At 47.1% G+C, this 15,058-nt stretch carries 15 protein-coding genes; 14 read left to right on the top strand and 1 reads right to left on the bottom strand.

What is annotated here, in order from left to right; genetic code table 11:
* The first annotated feature begins 145 nt into the window (after positions 1 to 145).
* The 6 genes from HUB64_RS17570 to HUB64_RS17545 all read left to right on the top strand — a co-directional run bounded on the left by HUB64_RS17570 (position 146) and on the right by HUB64_RS17545 (position 5,505).
* On the top strand, positions 146 to 1,195 hold the full coding sequence (locus HUB64_RS17570; protein ID WP_173243248.1) for a PhoH family protein: 1,050 nt from the start codon (positions 146 to 148) through the stop codon (positions 1,193 to 1,195).
* Positions 1,185 to 1,646 carry an rRNA maturation RNase YbeY gene (gene ybeY, locus HUB64_RS17565; RefSeq protein WP_105251690.1) on the top strand — a complete coding sequence of 154 codons (462 nt, stop codon included), beginning with the start codon at positions 1,185 to 1,187 and terminating at the stop codon, positions 1,644 to 1,646. Before HUB64_RS17570 ends, ybeY begins: the two co-directional genes overlap by 11 nt.
* A 40-nt stretch (positions 1,647 to 1,686) precedes the next feature.
* The gene (gene corC / locus HUB64_RS17560; RefSeq protein WP_006082742.1) at positions 1,687 to 2,562 is read left to right on the top strand and encodes a CNNM family magnesium/cobalt transport protein CorC; all 876 of its coding nucleotides are present in this window, start codon (positions 1,687 to 1,689) and stop codon (positions 2,560 to 2,562) included.
* 6 nt (positions 2,563 to 2,568) lie between these two features.
* The gene (gene lnt / locus HUB64_RS17555) at positions 2,569 to 4,143 is read left to right on the top strand and encodes an apolipoprotein N-acyltransferase (protein ID WP_173497499.1); all 1,575 of its coding nucleotides are present in this window, start codon (positions 2,569 to 2,571) and stop codon (positions 4,141 to 4,143) included.
* A gap of 10 nt (positions 4,144 to 4,153) precedes the next feature.
* Positions 4,154 to 4,657 carry a type II secretion system protein gene (locus HUB64_RS17550; protein ID WP_173497498.1) on the top strand — a complete coding sequence of 168 codons (504 nt, stop codon included), beginning with the start codon at positions 4,154 to 4,156 and terminating at the stop codon, positions 4,655 to 4,657.
* A 188-nt stretch (positions 4,658 to 4,845) separates the two neighbouring features.
* Positions 4,846 to 5,505, top strand: a complete 660-nt coding sequence (locus tag HUB64_RS17545) for a methyltransferase (protein ID WP_173497497.1) — start codon at positions 4,846 to 4,848, stop codon at positions 5,503 to 5,505.
* Positions 5,506 to 5,609: 104 nt separating this feature from the next.
* Here the strand turns inward: HUB64_RS17545 and HUB64_RS17540 are convergent, their stop codons facing one another.
* Positions 5,610 to 6,110 carry a zinc ribbon-containing protein gene (locus HUB64_RS17540; RefSeq protein ID WP_173497496.1) on the bottom strand — a complete coding sequence of 167 codons (501 nt, stop codon included), beginning with the start codon at positions 6,108 to 6,110 and terminating at the stop codon, positions 5,610 to 5,612.
* Positions 6,111 to 6,231: 121 nt separating this feature from the next.
* On the opposite strand from HUB64_RS17540, the gene leuS reads away from it, so the two are divergent.
* The 8 genes from leuS (at position 6,232) to rodA (ending at position 15,058) form a co-directional block, all read left to right on the top strand.
* Positions 6,232 to 8,811, top strand: coding sequence for a leucine--tRNA ligase (gene leuS, locus HUB64_RS17535; protein ID WP_173497937.1), 2,580 nt, complete (start codon positions 6,232 to 6,234; stop codon positions 8,809 to 8,811).
* 100 nt (positions 8,812 to 8,911) lie between these two features.
* Positions 8,912 to 9,406, top strand: a complete 495-nt coding sequence (gene lptE, locus HUB64_RS17530) for an LPS assembly lipoprotein LptE (protein WP_028761476.1) — start codon at positions 8,912 to 8,914, stop codon at positions 9,404 to 9,406.
* A gap of 17 nt (positions 9,407 to 9,423) precedes the next feature.
* Positions 9,424 to 10,455: a DNA polymerase III subunit delta gene (gene holA / locus HUB64_RS17525; RefSeq protein ID WP_173497495.1), complete on the top strand. Its 1,032-nt coding sequence runs from the start codon at positions 9,424 to 9,426 to the stop codon at positions 10,453 to 10,455.
* A 24-nt stretch (positions 10,456 to 10,479) separates the two neighbouring features.
* Positions 10,480 to 11,130, top strand: coding sequence for a nicotinate-nucleotide adenylyltransferase (nadD, locus tag HUB64_RS17520; RefSeq protein ID WP_173497494.1), 651 nt, complete (start codon positions 10,480 to 10,482; stop codon positions 11,128 to 11,130).
* Positions 11,131 to 11,237: 107 nt separating this feature from the next.
* Positions 11,238 to 11,567 (top strand): ribosome silencing factor, encoded by a 330-nt coding sequence (gene rsfS, locus HUB64_RS17515; RefSeq protein WP_006082751.1) that lies wholly within the window; start codon positions 11,238 to 11,240, stop codon positions 11,565 to 11,567.
* Entirely contained in the window at positions 11,567 to 12,037 is a 471-nt protein-coding gene (gene rlmH, locus HUB64_RS17510; protein WP_006082752.1) for a 23S rRNA (pseudouridine(1915)-N(3))-methyltransferase RlmH, read from the top strand. Before rsfS ends, rlmH begins: the two co-directional genes overlap by 1 nt.
* A 61-nt stretch (positions 12,038 to 12,098) precedes the next feature.
* Positions 12,099 to 13,955: a penicillin-binding protein 2 gene (mrdA, locus tag HUB64_RS17505; protein WP_168822786.1), complete on the top strand. Its 1,857-nt coding sequence runs from the start codon at positions 12,099 to 12,101 to the stop codon at positions 13,953 to 13,955.
* Positions 13,952 to 15,058 carry a rod shape-determining protein RodA gene (rodA, locus tag HUB64_RS17500; protein ID WP_028761480.1) on the top strand — a complete coding sequence of 369 codons (1,107 nt, stop codon included), beginning with the start codon at positions 13,952 to 13,954 and terminating at the stop codon, positions 15,056 to 15,058. Before mrdA ends, rodA begins: the two co-directional genes overlap by 4 nt.

Genomic DNA, 15,058 nt, shown 5'->3' with positions numbered 1-15,058 from the left:
GCTTTAACGCACTTTTATTTAAGTCTACCGAGGCAATTGCTATTTTCCGTTAGCAATTATCGGCTATGGCTCGTAAACTAAAATTATCTTGCGATGGTTAACCAACCTCGTACCTTGCTTTCTTATTCGCTATTGGGAGTGCTATTTGTCCAGTAAATTAACTACCATGAATCTGTATATCGAACCCGCAGAAACACGCCGTTTGGCTTCACTGTGCGGTCCATTCGATGACAATATCAAGCAGATAGAACGTCGCGTTGGCGTTGAAATCGTCCGTAAGAACAATCATTTCCAGATCACCGGACTGCCACGCAATTGTTTAAGCGCCAACAACTTACTCAAAGAACTCTACATCGAGACCCAAACGGTGAAAGGCAGCACGCCCGATCTTGAGCCTGAGCAAGTCCATATCGCCATTCAAGCGGCCATTGCCCTAGAGCAAGCAGACGCTAACGACGACAGCGGTATTAATATCAAAACCCGCCGCGGTGTCATTAAGCCACGCAATCCGAATCAAAGCTTATATGTGGCCAATATTACGCGTCACGATATTACCTTCGGTATTGGTCCTGCAGGAACGGGCAAAACCTACCTTGCCGTAGCAGCGGCAGTAGATGCGTTAGAGCGCCAAGAAGTGCGCCGCATTCTGCTGACTCGCCCTGCAGTGGAAGCGGGTGAAAAACTCGGTTTCTTACCCGGTGACTTAAGTCAAAAGGTAGACCCCTATTTGCGTCCGCTCTACGATGCCCTGTTCGAAATGCTTGGCTTTGAAAAAGTGGAACGCCTCATCGAGAAAAATGTAATAGAAGTGGCACCGCTTGCCTATATGCGCGGTCGTACCTTGAACGATGCCTTTATTATTCTCGATGAAAGCCAAAACACCACAATCGAGCAGATGAAGATGTTCCTTACCCGTATCGGCTTTAACTCCCGCGCGGTGATCACAGGCGACATCACTCAAACCGACTTACCTAAACATCAAAAGTCAGGACTACGTCACGCGATTGAAGTGTTAAGCCAAGTCGAAGAAATCAGCTTTAACTTTTTTGTCTCCCAAGATGTAGTGCGCCATCCTGTGGTTGCCCGTATCGTTGAAGCCTATGAAGCCTTCGAGTTAAAAGAGCAAACCTTAAAAGCCAAAAAAGAAAGCCAGTACCAAAAGCAACAGCAGGAAGCCGCAACACATGAGTCTTGAGTTAGCCTTAGATATTCAACATGCCAGCACCAGTGAGTGGCTGCCAACGGACGAACAATTCGCCCTTTGGGTCACTACCGCAATTGGCAATAGCATGGATGAAGCTGAATTAACCATACGTATCGTCGATAGCCGCGAGAGCCAAATGCTCAACAATACCTATCGCGGTAAAGACAAACCGACCAATGTACTGTCATTTCCCTTTGAAGCACCACCAGAAATTGAACTTCCTTTACTCGGAGATCTTGTCATTTGCGCGGCAGTCGTTGAAAATGAAGCCCGTGAACAACAAAAACCACTAGAAGCGCACTGGGCACACATGGTTGTACATGGTTGCTTGCATCTGCTAGGGTATGATCACATCGATGATGAAGAAGCCGAAGAGATGGAGTCATTAGAGACTCAACTCATTGAAAGCTTAGGTTTTACTGACCCATATAAGGAACAATAATTAGCTAAGATAATCCCTATCAAAAGCTAATGAGAAAACTATGAGTGACGATATCCCCCCTAGTACGAACGCCCACAAGAAAGGTTGGTTTGATAGAGTAAGTCAGCTATTTCAGGGCGAACCTCAAAATCGCGAAGATCTAGTTGATGTGATTGATGGTGCCGAGCAGCGCGATTTGATCACCCAAGACACCCGCGAGATGATAAAAGGTGTATTAGACGTTTCTGATATGCGTGTTCGGGATATCATGATCCCAAGAGCTCAAATTGTCGCCCTCCAGATAGACAACTCGGTCGAAGAGTTACTTGCGACTGTGATTGGTTCAGGTCACTCGCGCTTCCCCGTCGTTAACGAAGATAAAGACCATATCGAAGGCATATTGCTTGCCAAAGATTTGATCCCTTACGGTTTCTCCAACAGTGATGAGCCCTTCTCACTGGATCGCGTGATCCGTCCCGCCGTGGTTGTGCCCGAAAGCAAACGCGTCGATGTTCTGCTAAAAGAATTCCGCTCTCAACGCTACCATATGGCGATTGTGGTTGACGAGTACGGCGGCGTATCGGGTCTTGTGACTATCGAAGATATTCTTGAAGAAATTGTCGGCGAAATTGAAGACGAATTCGACCACGATAGCACTGAAGAAACCGAGATCCGCAAAGTTGGTAACACGGTTTATATGGTTAAAGCTTTGACGCCAATCGAAGATTTCAACGAAGAATTCAACACTGAATTCAGCGATGAAGAGTTTGATACCGTCGGTGGCTTAGTCTCACACGCCTTTGGCCATCTGCCAGAACGTAACGAGAGCATCATCATTGAAGGCATAGAATTTAAAGTCATCAATGCTGACACTAGGCGTTTAATCCAACTCAGAGTTAAACTCCCCGATCCTAATACTGGCGAAGACGTAGAATAATCACTCGTGCTAAAAAAAATCAGGGCTTTTGCCCAACAACAGTCCCAACCTAGTGCTTTGAGACTCGTACTGGCATTTGCCCTTGGCGCCAGTACGGCGCTTTCATTTGCGCCTTATTCCATTTGGATAATCTATCCGTTTGCCATGGCGATTGCCCTCTGGCACAGCCGAACGCTGAGCGCTAAGGCAAGCTTTTACTATTGGTTAAGCTTTGGATTTGGCTGTTTTGCCGTAGGGATCAGCTGGGTTCACGTGAGCATGGATACCTTTGGTGGTATGCCGCTCATTGCCTCCGTTGGGTTAATGGCCTTGCTAGCCTTGTATTTAGCCTTGTATCCCGCGCTAACTGGTTTAGCGCTGGTTTGGTTAACTAAAACGCTGAGCCATGATGGTGAAACTCGATTTGGTCTTTGGCGTAATCTCGCCCTATTCCCCGCGTTATGGACCTTGACCGAATGGGCTCGTGGCTGGGTAATGACAGGCTTCCCTTGGTTATGGGCGGGTTACTCGCAAACTCAAGGGCCGCTAAAACCCCTTGCCAGCATCATAGGCACACTGGGAATAAGTTTTGTATTGGCCATGCTCGCTGGTGCATTAGCGCTTTGTTTTACTAAGCGTTATAAGAGCTTACTGCTTTTACTGCCGCTCAGCATTCTGGCCGTGTGGGCTGCGCCTAAACTTTGGGACATTCATCCTACGGGTGAAAATGTTAAAGTGGCACTGGTACAAGGCAATATTCCCCAAAGCATGAAGTGGGAACCCGATGCCCTGTGGCCGACGCTGTTAAAATACATGGATTTATCCCGCGAACATCTGGATGCCGATATCATTATTTGGCCAGAAGCAGCAATTCCAGCGCCAGAATCTATGGTGCAGGACTTTTTAGATAACGCCAATAAAGTCGCCAATCTAAACCATACCTCAATTATCACAGGCATTATTAGCCATCAAAACAATGAGTTCTATAATTCATTGATTGTGCTTGGTAATCATAATCAGAAACAACAAGCAGGCCCAGACTATGAGGGCGATGGTAGCAATCAATTTAAGAAACACCATCTGTTGCCAATTGGCGAGTTTGTCCCCTTTGAAACGCTGCTGCGCCCGATAGCACCTTTCTTTAATTTGCCCATGTCGTCCTTTACACGAGGCGAATATCAACAGCCGAACCTCAGCGCCCTAGGCCATAAAATCGCGCCCGCGATTTGTTATGAAATAGCCTTTCCGGAACAGTTGCGCGACAACGTTAATCAAGGGACAGATATACTATTAACTGTCTCTAACGATGCATGGTTTGGTAGCTCAAATGGGCCATTACAGCATATGGAAATCGCTCAAATGCGCGCGGTTGAATTGGGTCGGCCTCTATTACGCACAACCAACAATGGCGTGACAGCCATAGTCGATGAGCATGGCAATATCACAGCGTCATTACCACAGTTTGAAATAGGCGTGCTAAGTGCAACTATTCCATTAGTCACAGGACAAACTTGGTTTGCAAAATTAGGCCAAATGCCCCTACTGATACTCTGTGGTTTAATCGTTCTACTCGGTCTTGCCCGACGTTTTAAAACGCAATAGGATTGAGGCCATGCATTACCAAGTCAATAAACAAGATGTGGCAGGTTTTACCTTAATTGAACTTGTCGTTGTGATTATTGTGCTTGGGATCTTGGCTGTGATCGCCGCGCCTAGATTTATCGGTTTAAGTAAAGAAGCGCGGGTACAAACCTTAAGCCAAGTACAAGCCAGCGTTAAAACAGCCAATATGCTTGCTTACTCAAAAACCCAAATGCCTAGCCTACTAAGCCAAGCGGTAGCTGGGCGCGATGATATTATTGATATCGACCTCAATGGTGATGGCACGCCCGATACCAGATTGAAATGGGGTTACCTCGATAATACTGATGTGGAAAACTGGATCACCTCAGATGATAAACTTATCATCCAATATCAAGGCGTTGATATCACTTACATAGGTTACGATCTTAACAACAATTCCTTAGTGAATGATGACCAATGCTATTTCCGCTACACCCAAGCCAGCGATGCCAACACTGCGCCGCAATATGATATCAGCACCCAAGGTTGTTAGGCTGACACTCAGTTGACCTGTGTTATCCCGCAATTGTCTGCGAATACATTAGGCTGATTGCGCGTTCCACGTTAAGGTGAACGATTAGACGTGGCCTTATACCAATCACAGTGACTGTGTCTGCATAGCCAATATGATTGGTACCATTACCTCGTTCCTTAACCAAGGTACATAGTCAAGGCAACTCTATGGCACAGCTTCGCGTGCGCTACCAAACCCACGAATTTGGGGATCTCGACATTCATGTCAGAACCCTAAGAAATAACCAAGAATTTGAAGACCTAGATGGCGAAGCTGAAAAGCTCGGTATTTCCTCCGCAACTTGGCCATTATTTGGCATAGTTTGGCCGTCTAGCCAAGTGCTATCCCATCATATGGCCGATTATCAAATTGATAATAAACGCATTCTTGAAGTTGGCTGCGGTATAGGGCTGGCAAGTCTAGTGCTAAACCACAGACATGCCGACATCACAGCAACCGACTATCACCCCGAGTCGGAAAATTTCCTTAAGCAAAATGTCGATTTAAATCATGGTCGTGCGATTCCGTTTGTTCGAACAGGATGGGCAGATGCACAAACGAATTTAGGCTTATTTGATCTGATCATCGGTAGCGATCTCTTGTACGAACAAGAGCATGCCGATCTGTTGTCACAATTTATTGAGCAGCATGCTAAACCGGTTTGTGATGTAGTCTTAGTCGATCCAGGCCGTGGTAATCATGCAAAATTCAGTAAACGTATGGTGACCTTAGGTTACGAACACACGCAACATAAACCCATTCACACTGAATTTTTATTAGCGCCCTTTGGCGGTCAAATCCTCAACTACTCTCGTACCAACAATTGATATAACAGCCTAATTAATGCAGATATGAGCCATTTAGGTCTAATAGAACTCTAAAAAAAACGACGCAGAGGCGTCGTTTTAGCTGCATAACATCATCACCTTGATTAAGGCGTTAGCGGCTCGCGGGTAAATTCTTCATGATCACACTCTGGACAATCTGGGATGGGACTTGGAAATTCAATACTCATTTCATTGCCACAGTTAGTGCACACCATGATGCCCTGATTCACTATGTCACCACTTTTGTAGTAGCCTTGGTGCTTAAAATCTTGCGTTAACTCATGCCATTCTACTTGGCTGCGGTCGGTGATTTCACTGAGCCAATGCCAAAGCGTATTCTCTAAAGTAATCACGGTTGGGCTATGACTCAAACTATCCGCGTTCTGCTCACGGAGAAAACTCGTAATATCACGCTTTAAGAATTGTTCGACTAAAGCGAGTTCATCTTCCCCTGCCTGTTCTTTAAGACGTAAATACTCCTTACCTTGAGTGACAGAATTGAATAAGTTCTTTACAGTCATAGTGTTATCTTCTGAAAATTGAGATTTCACTTCGGTAATTAAGGCTTGATACAGTCCTAGTAACGCGTTACTTCTATCATTCATAACCAATACTCCTTCATACGAACCTTTTTAATGCATCGCTTCTAGTTTATTCTATGCAGATCTTACTCGCGCTGATATGGCGTTAGATCCAATAATAGGCGGCACTGCCGGAAATAGAGTGATGCAAGAGCAATATAATCCCTCAGAAATTGAAGCCTTAGTGCAAAAGCACTGGCATGACAACAAAACCTTCGAAGTCACTGAAGACGCAAACAAAGAAAAGTTTTATTGCCTTTCGATGTTTCCGTACCCTTCTGGCAGACTCCACATGGGACACGTACGCAACTATACCATAGGTGACGTAGTTGCACGCTTTCAACGTCTTCAAGGCAAAAACGTGCTCCAGCCTATTGGTTGGGACTCCTTTGGTTTGCCCGCAGAAAATGCCGCAATTAACAACAAGACTGCGCCTGCACCATGGACCTATGAAAACATAGAATACATGAAGAACCAGCTGAAATTGCTGGGTTTTGGTTACGATTGGAGCCGTGAAATCGCCACTTGTACCCCTGAATATTATCGCTGGGAACAATGGTTCTTCACTAAGTTGTACGAGAAAGGCCTAGTCTATAAAAAGACAGCTTCAGTCAACTGGTGTCCAAACGATGAAACCGTACTGGCGAACGAGCAAGTTCAAGACGGTTGCTGCTGGCGCTGTGATACCCCTGTGGAACAAAAAGAAATTCCACAGTGGTTTATTAAGATCACTGCCTATGCAGAAGAATTATTAAACGATATCGATACCTTAGATGGCTGGCCTGAACAGGTTAAGACCATGCAGCGCAACTGGATTGGTCGCAGCGAAGGTGTGGAAATGACCTTCGGCGTCGCAGGTCACGATAAAAGCTTCGATATCTATACCACGCGTCCAGATACCTTAATGGGCGTGACCTATGTGGCGATTGCCGCAGGTCATCCATTAGCTGAAATCGCCGCGCAAACCAATCCTGAGCTTGCCGCCTTTATCGATGAGTGCAAAAACAGCACAACATCTGAAGCCGAACTCGCGACCATGGAAAAACGCGGTGTCGCTACAGGGCTTTTCGCCATTCATCCGATCACTGGTAAGCAAGTCCCAATTTGGGCAGCTAACTTTGTGTTGATGAACTATGGCACAGGCGCTGTGATGTCAGTTCCAGGCCACGACCAACGTGACTTTGAATTTGCAAAAAAATACGGTCTAGCGATTGAAGCTGTGATCAAGCCTGTTGATGGCGAAGTGGACATTAGCGAAACCGCTTATACCGAAAAAGGCGTACTGTTTAACTCGGGTGAGTTCGACGGTTTAGACTTTGAAGCGGGCTTTAATGCCATCGCTAACAAGTTAGTCGCCGAAGGTAAAGGCAAGCGCCAAGTCAACTATCGCCTGCGCGATTGGGGTGTTTCACGTCAGCGTTACTGGGGCGCACCAATCCCTATGGTGACCTTAGCCGACGGCACTGTGATCCCAACGCCAGCAGATCAACTGCCAGTATTGCTGCCAGAAGATGTCGTGATGGACGGGATTCAAAGCCCAATCAAGGCCGATAAAGAATGGGCAAAAACCCAAGTTAATGGCCAAGATGCGCTGCGCGAAACCGATACCTTCGATACCTTTATGGAATCGTCTTGGTATTACGCCCGTTATTGCAGCCCGCATGCAGACGAAATGTTAGATCCTGCTAAAGCCAACTACTGGCTACCTGTGGATCAATACATTGGCGGTATCGAACACGCTTGTATGCATTTGTTATATTTCCGCTTCTTCCACAAGTTGCTGCGTGATGCAGGTCTGGTTAACTCTAACGAGCCAGCCAAACAACTGCTGACCCAAGGCATGGTGTTGGCCGATGCTTTCTACTACATCAACGAAAAAGGCGCCCGTGTATGGGTTTCGCCTTTAGATGTAGCGACTACAGAAAAAGACGACAAGGGCCGTATTACTAAGGCTATCGACAAAGACGGCAACGAGCTGGTTTATACCGGCATGTGCAAGATGTCTAAGTCGAAAAACAATGGTATCGATCCTCAAGTCATGGTCGAAAAATACGGCGCAGATACGGTTCGCCTATTTATGATGTTCGCCTCACCACCAGAATTAACTCTGGAATGGCAAGAGTCTGGCGTTGAAGGCGCACACCGCTTCATTAAACGTCTGTGGAAACTTGCAAGCGAGTATATCGCCCAAGACAATAGCGAAGCCTTAGATGTCAGCAAGTTAACAAGCGAGCAAAAAGCGCTGCGCCGTGAGGTCCACAAGACGATCGCGAAAGTGACCGACGATATCGGCCGCCGTCAGATGTTCAACACTGCGGTTGCCGCCGTGATGGAACTGATGAACCATCTGCAAAAAGCACCACAAACCACAGGTCAAGACAACGCCATTATTGGCGAAGCCTTATCGGCCATCGTACGTTTGCTGTACCCTATCATTCCGCATGTGAGCTTTAACCTGTGGAACGAGTTAGGTAATGCAAGCAACATCGAAGACAGCCAATGGCCAGTCGTTGATGAAGCTGCGCTAGTTGAAGACAGCAAGCTCATCGTTGTGCAAGTTAACGGTAAAGTTCGCGCAAAAATCACAGTAGCCGCCGACGCTGATAAAGAATCAGTAGAAGCCTTAGGCATGAGTGATGAACACGTGATCAAATACCTAGACGGCCTGACAGTACGTAAAGTGATCTATGTGCCGGGCAAACTGCTCAGCATAGTGGCCAATTAACGGCTGCTAATAACTCGCTATACTCAAAGCCAATGAAGTTGCAGCATAGCTGCAACTTCAAGCCTGTAGGGTATACCACGAATAGGAAACCGCGAAATCTATGCTAATCAAACGCATATGCTTCGCAATCATGGCACTGGTCATTATGACCAGTGCTGGTTGCGGTTTTAAGCTTCAACGCAGTTATCAGATCCCTGATGCCCTCAATCATTTGAGTTTGAGCAGCGTGGATGAATACAGTGAACTCACCCGTCTGGTGCGTGAACGCCTGCGCTTGAACAATATCCAAGTTGTCGACGCCGCCGATGACGTTCCAGTATTAAGGCTAATCACCGACTCCCTTGAACGCTCGACATTATCTTTGTACCCCACAGGTAACGTCGCCGAGTATGAGCTAATTTATTTAGTCGAATTTGCTGTGGCACTGCCGGGCAAAGAAGCGCAGCCTTTCAAGGTTGAAATTCGCCGCGACTACTTAGACGATCCGCGTACCGCATTGGCAAAGAGTCGTGAAATGGAATTGCTGACGAAGGAAATGCGTATCCAAGCTGCCGATCGTATTCTGCAGGCAATGGCCAGTACTGAGGTGAATTAATGCGGGGCTATCATTAAATGAGAGTCTATCCAGACCAACTCTCCCGCCACCTTAACCAGTTATTTCCTTGTTATCTGATTTTTGGGGATGATCCTTGGTTGATTGAAACCACCAAAGATCAGATCCGCCAATTCGCCAAGCGTCAGGGATTCGATGAAAAAGTCCAACTCATTCAAGAGACGGGCTTTAATTGGAACGATCTGACTCAGGAATGGCAGGCCATGAGCCTGTTTTCCAGTAAACGCTTGATTGAGCTAACCCTTCCCCAAGCTAAGCCCGGTGCCGAAGGCTCAAGCACACTGCAAGCCCTATTGCAGACGCCCAATCCCGATATGCTGTTGATTATCGAAGGGCCAAAGCTCGCCACAGAGCAAACCAACAGTAAATGGTTTAAGACCTTAGATGCCCATGGCATGTATCTGCCCTGCGCCACGCCAGAGGGCGAGCAGTTTATGCGCTGGCTCGATGGCCGCATCAAGCACTTTAAGCTCAATCTGCAGCCTGATGCCCGTGCTATGCTGCATTCTCTGTATGAAGGGAATTTACTGGCTGCCGATCAAGCCATGCAGTTGCTGCAACTCCTGAGCCCAACAAAACCCGTCAGTGCTGACGAACTGGGCCACTATTTTGAAGATCAGTCGCGCTTCACCGTATTCCAACTCACGGATGCATTATTAAATAATAAACAGGATAGCGCGCAGCACATGCTAGCCCAGCTCAATGGCGAAGGCACTGCCTTACCTATCCTGCTGTGGGCCTTGTTTAAAGAACTCGGTTTGTTATTCAATTTGAAATGCGAGCAAACCCAAGGCGTTGCGCTGAGTGCACTCTGGGGTAAACATCGAATTTGGGATAAACGTAAACCACTGTATCAAGCGGCGCTGCAACGACTCAGCCTTGAACAACTCGAACATATGCTCGCCCTTGCCTCGAAACTTGAGCTCAACTTAAAGCAGCAGGGTAAAGAGGATTGGACTGGTCTGAGCCACCTGTGTCTGTTATTTGATCCTAGAGCCCATCGGCACCTAGCACATATAGCCATAGACTAATCATTGATTAACCAAAGAGTTGATATGCGTATTGGTATATTAGGCGGCACCTTTGACCCGATACACTATGGTCATATCCGTCCTGCGATTGAAGTGAAGCAAGCATTAGCCTTGGATAAAATCCTGCTGATGCCGAACCATATTCCGCCCCATAAACAGCAGCCGAACTTAACCACAACACAGCGCCTCAAAATGGTAGCTGATGTCTGTCAGCAACTCGACGGATTTGCACTGTGCGACATCGAAGCCAAACGCGACACGCCTTCCTACACAGTGGTCACCCTTGAGCAACTGAAAGCCTTACATCCTGAAGATGAGCTGTTTTTTATCATGGGGATGGACTCTTTCATCCAATTAAAAAGCTGGCATGAGTGGCAACGCCTATTCGACTTTGCCCATCTCGTTGTCTGCCAGCGCCCGGGTTGGCAGCTCGATGCAGAGCATCCTATGCAACAGGTATTGACGGCCCGCAGTCAAGCGCCCCAAGGGACAGTGGAAGGTCGTACTCGCAGTGTCCATAAAAACTGTGGGCAGATTTTCCCTGTGACAATTACGCCACAGGATATTTCTTCAACTCAAATCCGCGAACAACTGGCAAAAGGCGAAATGCCCACCGATTTACTCATGCCCGTCACGCTAGATTACATCAAAAATCAACGACTTTACTTACCTTAGCTCGAACCGTAAGCAGATATCGCCAACTCAACTGCCAATGACAATGTATTCCCAGCAGCAACACTGGTATACTACCGCGCTATTTAAAATTAATGAGGTACGCCAGCGTGCAGAGCGCGGAATTAAAACAGTTTGTTGTCGACAAGATCGACGACTTGAAAGCCAGAGACGTTGTTGTTCTGGATGTCAGCAAGCAATCTAACATCACTGACTACATGGTCATATGTTCAGGTACATCAAAGACTCACGTTAAAGCTATCGCTGAAAACCTTGTGGTTGAAGCGAAAAAAGCCGGTATTCCACCTTTAGGTGTTGAAGGCCGCGAAAGCAGCGAATGGGTTCTTGTGGACATGGGCGATGTGATCCTGCACGTTATGCAAGATCAAACCCGTGATTTCTACCAGCTTGAAAAGCTCTGGTCAGAAAAGCAAGACTGATGAAGTTACAGCTCATCGCAGTAGGAACACGGATGCCCGATTGGGTTACCCGTGGTTTCGAAGAATACCAGCGCCGTTTTCCCCGTGATATGGCGCTGGAGCTTATCGAAATACCCGCTGGAAAGCGGGGGAAAAATGCCGACATTGTCCGGATACTTCAAAAAGAAGGCGAACAAATGTTGGCGGCCATTCCCAAAGGCAATCATATTGTTAGCTTAGATCTCCCCGGCAAAAACTGGACGACCCCCGAGCTAGCAACCGCGCTGACTAAATGGCAACTCGATGGTCGCGACGTCAGTTTACTGATTGGTGGACCTGAAGGATTAGCGCCAGCTTGCAAAGAAGCGGCAAACCAAAGTTGGTGTCTTTCGGCATTAACCTTACCTCACCCACTCGTACGGGTGGTGGTTGCCGAAAGTTTGTACCGCGCGTGGAGCGTGAACACGAATCACCCCTACCATAGAGAATAGCGGGATCTTGATGTTAACGAGTGTCAACCACCCGTCATGGGATCAGCCGGAGATAGCATAAGTGTCGCCAAAAAAGCGGATAACAATGCATGATCACGCCGCCGAGGCGTCTCTTTTTAAGCGCAGGGCGCTTTTCACTTTTTTTTGCGTTTTCGCTCTATTTAGCGTACTAGTCACCAACCTTTATCATTTACAGGTTGAATCCTATAAAGATTATGCAACTCGCTCAAATGATAATCGCATCCGTGTTGTTCCAATTGCCCCTAGTCGTGGTCTCATTTACGATCGCAACGGCATACTTTTAGCTGAAAATTTACCCTTTTATTCCCTCGATCTCGTGCCCGAAAAAATCAGTAACATGTCAGAGACCTTAGATGAACTCGGCAAGTTAATTGAGATCAGCGATGACGAGCGCGAAACCTTTACTGACGCCCTGAAATTTCATCGCCGTTTCAAACCGCTAACACTCAAAAACCAGCTCACCGAAGAACAAGTGGCCATTTTCAGTGTTAACCAACACAGATTTCCGGGTATTTCGGTCGAAGCGGGTCTTAAACGTAACTATCCCTACGGCGCGCAAATCACTCATGTGCTGGGCTATGTAGGCAAAATTAACACCCGAGATCGCGCCCAACTTGAACGCAGCGATCTGTGGAAAAACTATGCGGCAACCAAAGACATTGGTAAGCAAGGCATTGAAAAATTTTATGAATCCTTGCTGCATGGTAAACCCGGACACTTAGAAGAAGAAGTGAACAACCGCGGCCGCGCCATTCGCACCTTAAAAATTGTTCCGCCAGAGCCGGGGCAAGATATTTACCTCACCTTAGATCTCAAGCTGCAACAAAAAGCGGTGGAACTACTCACAGGTCTGCGCGGTTCTATTGTTGCCATCGATCCCCGTGACGGTGGAGTATTAGCTATGGTATCGAGCCCAAGCTATGATCCAAACCAGTTTGTACAAGGCATTAATAGCAAAGATTACAGTGCGTTACTCAATGATAAATCCCGCCCTTTGATCAACCGTGCGACTCAAGGTCAATATGCACCTGCGTCTACCATCAAGCCTCACCTCGCACTGTTAGGCCTTGATGAGAAAGCCATTAGCGAGAGTACCCGAGTGTGGGATCCCGGTTTTTGGCAAATACCTGGTGTTGAACGTAAATACCGCGACTGGAAACGCTGGGGGCATGGCTGGGTCAACGTTTATAGCGCGATTGTAGAATCCTGCGATACCTTTTTCTATGAGTTAGCCTATAAGGTCGGTGTCGATCATATCGCCCGCTTTATGGAACAATTTGGCTTTGGCCAAAATACAGGGATTGATATCTTTGAAGAATCGGCTGGCAATATGCCATCCAAAGAATGGAAACGCTTAAAGTACAATCAAGCTTGGTATATAGGCGACACCATTTCCGTAGGTATTGGCCAAGGTTATTGGACGGCAACTCCATTACAACTCGCTAATGCCGTTGGGATTATGGCCAACAAAGGCCGCCGTCTCCCGCCACATCTGCTGAGATCCATTAAAGACAATACCGCCAAAATTGACTCACCGATTAATGAGTTACCGCCAATTGAACTTAAAAATCCCCGTAACTGGAACATCATCAACGAAGCTATGCGCCAAACTGCAAATAAGTCACGCTTTACCGATGCCACTTACACTGCCGCAATGAAAACCGGTACTGCACAGGTCATCGGCGTGGCGGAAAATACTAAATACGATGCCAGTAAAATTGCCGAACATTTCCGCGATAATGCCTTAGTTGTGGCCTATGCGCCCTTCGAGGATCCTAAAATCGTCCTCGCCGTCGTGATGGAAAACGCAGGTTGGGGCGGCGCAAATGCTGGCCCAGTCGCTCGAGCTATGCTCGATGAATATATGCTTAGAGATACTTGGAAACCCATACCATGAGTACCCATAGCCAATATCAAAACATCTGGCAACGCTTGCACATAGACTTGCCATTATTGCTCGGACTATTAGCTGTGATGGGCTTTGGCCTGTTTGTCATCTATTCTGCCAGCGGTGCAGATTTAGAAATGATGGAACGACAACTATTCCGTATGGTGTTGTCGCTAGGCATCATGTTTACCATGGCACAAATCAATCCTGAAGCGCTTAAACGTTGGGCATTACCCATTTATCTTGCGGGGGTTGTCTTGCTGCTTGGGGTACACTTTTTCGGTGAAATCAATAAAGGCGCGCAGCGCTGGTTGAACTTAGGCTTTATGGAGTTCCAACCATCAGAGCTTATTAAACTCGCCTTCCCCATCACTATGGCTTGGTATATCAGTAAGTTCCCTCTTCCCCCCAAGAAACGTTACCTCGCTGGCGCAGGAGTGATTTTACTCGTACCAACCCTATTGATCGCTAAACAACCCGACTTAGGCACCTCAATTTTGGTGGCTGCATCGGGGATTTTCGTGCTGTTTTTATCGGGCATGAGCTGGATTATTGTTGGCAGCTTTATCGCAGCAGTACTCGCCTTCCTGCCTATCCTTTGGTATTTCTTGATGCACGATTACCAAAGAACGCGGGTATTAACCTTGCTCGATCCAGAGCAAGATCCCCTCGGCGCGGGTTATCACATTATCCAGTCGAAAATCGCTATCGGCTCAGGTGGACTTTGGGGCAAAGGTTGGCTCGAAGGCACTCAATCACAGCTTGAGTTTATTCCCGAGCGCCATACCGACTTTATCTTTGCGGTGATCGGTGAAGAATTTGGTTTAATTGGCAGTATCTTACTGTTAATTATGTACCTTTACATCATAGGGCGTGGGTTAGTCATCGCCTCCCGCGCACAAACCAGTTTCGCTCGTCTACTGGCTGGCAGTATCACGCTGACGTTTTTCGTTTATGTTTTTGTGAATATTGGCATGGTTTCAGGTATCCTGCCCGTGGTAGGTGTACCACTGCCCCTTGTCAGTTATGGTGGAACCTCCATGCTGACATTGATGACAGGGTTTGGCATTCTTATGAGCATTCATACCCATAGACGTTTCGTAGATAGATAA

The organism is Shewanella sp. ISTPL2, assembly GCF_013283205.1.
In the GTDB taxonomy this organism is placed as follows: domain Bacteria; phylum Pseudomonadota; class Gammaproteobacteria; order Enterobacterales; family Shewanellaceae; genus Shewanella; species Shewanella oncorhynchi.
The sequence above is the reverse complement of the archived record's forward strand: the minus strand, read 5'-3'. Positions and strand labels throughout refer to the sequence as shown.

Bases quoted from the DNA above. Each gene is read 5' to 3' on its own strand.
- leuS (WP_173497937.1), top strand. From the start codon at position 6,232: ATGCAAGAGCAATATAATCCCTCAGAAATTGAAGCCTTAGTGCAAAAG.
- rodA (WP_028761480.1), top strand. From the start codon at position 13,952: ATGAGTACCCATAGCCAATATCAAAACATCTGGCAACGCTTGCACATA.
- nadD (WP_173497494.1), top strand. From the start codon at position 10,480: ATGCGTATTGGTATATTAGGCGGCACCTTTGACCCGATACACTATGGT.
- ybeY (WP_105251690.1), top strand. From the start codon at position 1,185: ATGAGTCTTGAGTTAGCCTTAGATATTCAACATGCCAGCACCAGTGAG.
- corC (WP_006082742.1), top strand. From the start codon at position 1,687: ATGAGTGACGATATCCCCCCTAGTACGAACGCCCACAAGAAAGGTTGG.
- HUB64_RS17545 (WP_173497497.1), top strand. From the start codon at position 4,846: ATGGCACAGCTTCGCGTGCGCTACCAAACCCACGAATTTGGGGATCTC.
- lptE (WP_028761476.1), top strand. From the start codon at position 8,912: ATGCTAATCAAACGCATATGCTTCGCAATCATGGCACTGGTCATTATG.
- HUB64_RS17550 (WP_173497498.1), top strand. From the start codon at position 4,154: ATGCATTACCAAGTCAATAAACAAGATGTGGCAGGTTTTACCTTAATT.
- rlmH (WP_006082752.1), top strand. From the start codon at position 11,567: ATGAAGTTACAGCTCATCGCAGTAGGAACACGGATGCCCGATTGGGTT.
- HUB64_RS17540 (WP_173497496.1), bottom strand. From the start codon at position 6,110: ATGAATGATAGAAGTAACGCGTTACTAGGACTGTATCAAGCCTTAATT.
- holA (WP_173497495.1), top strand. From the start codon at position 9,424: ATGAGAGTCTATCCAGACCAACTCTCCCGCCACCTTAACCAGTTATTT.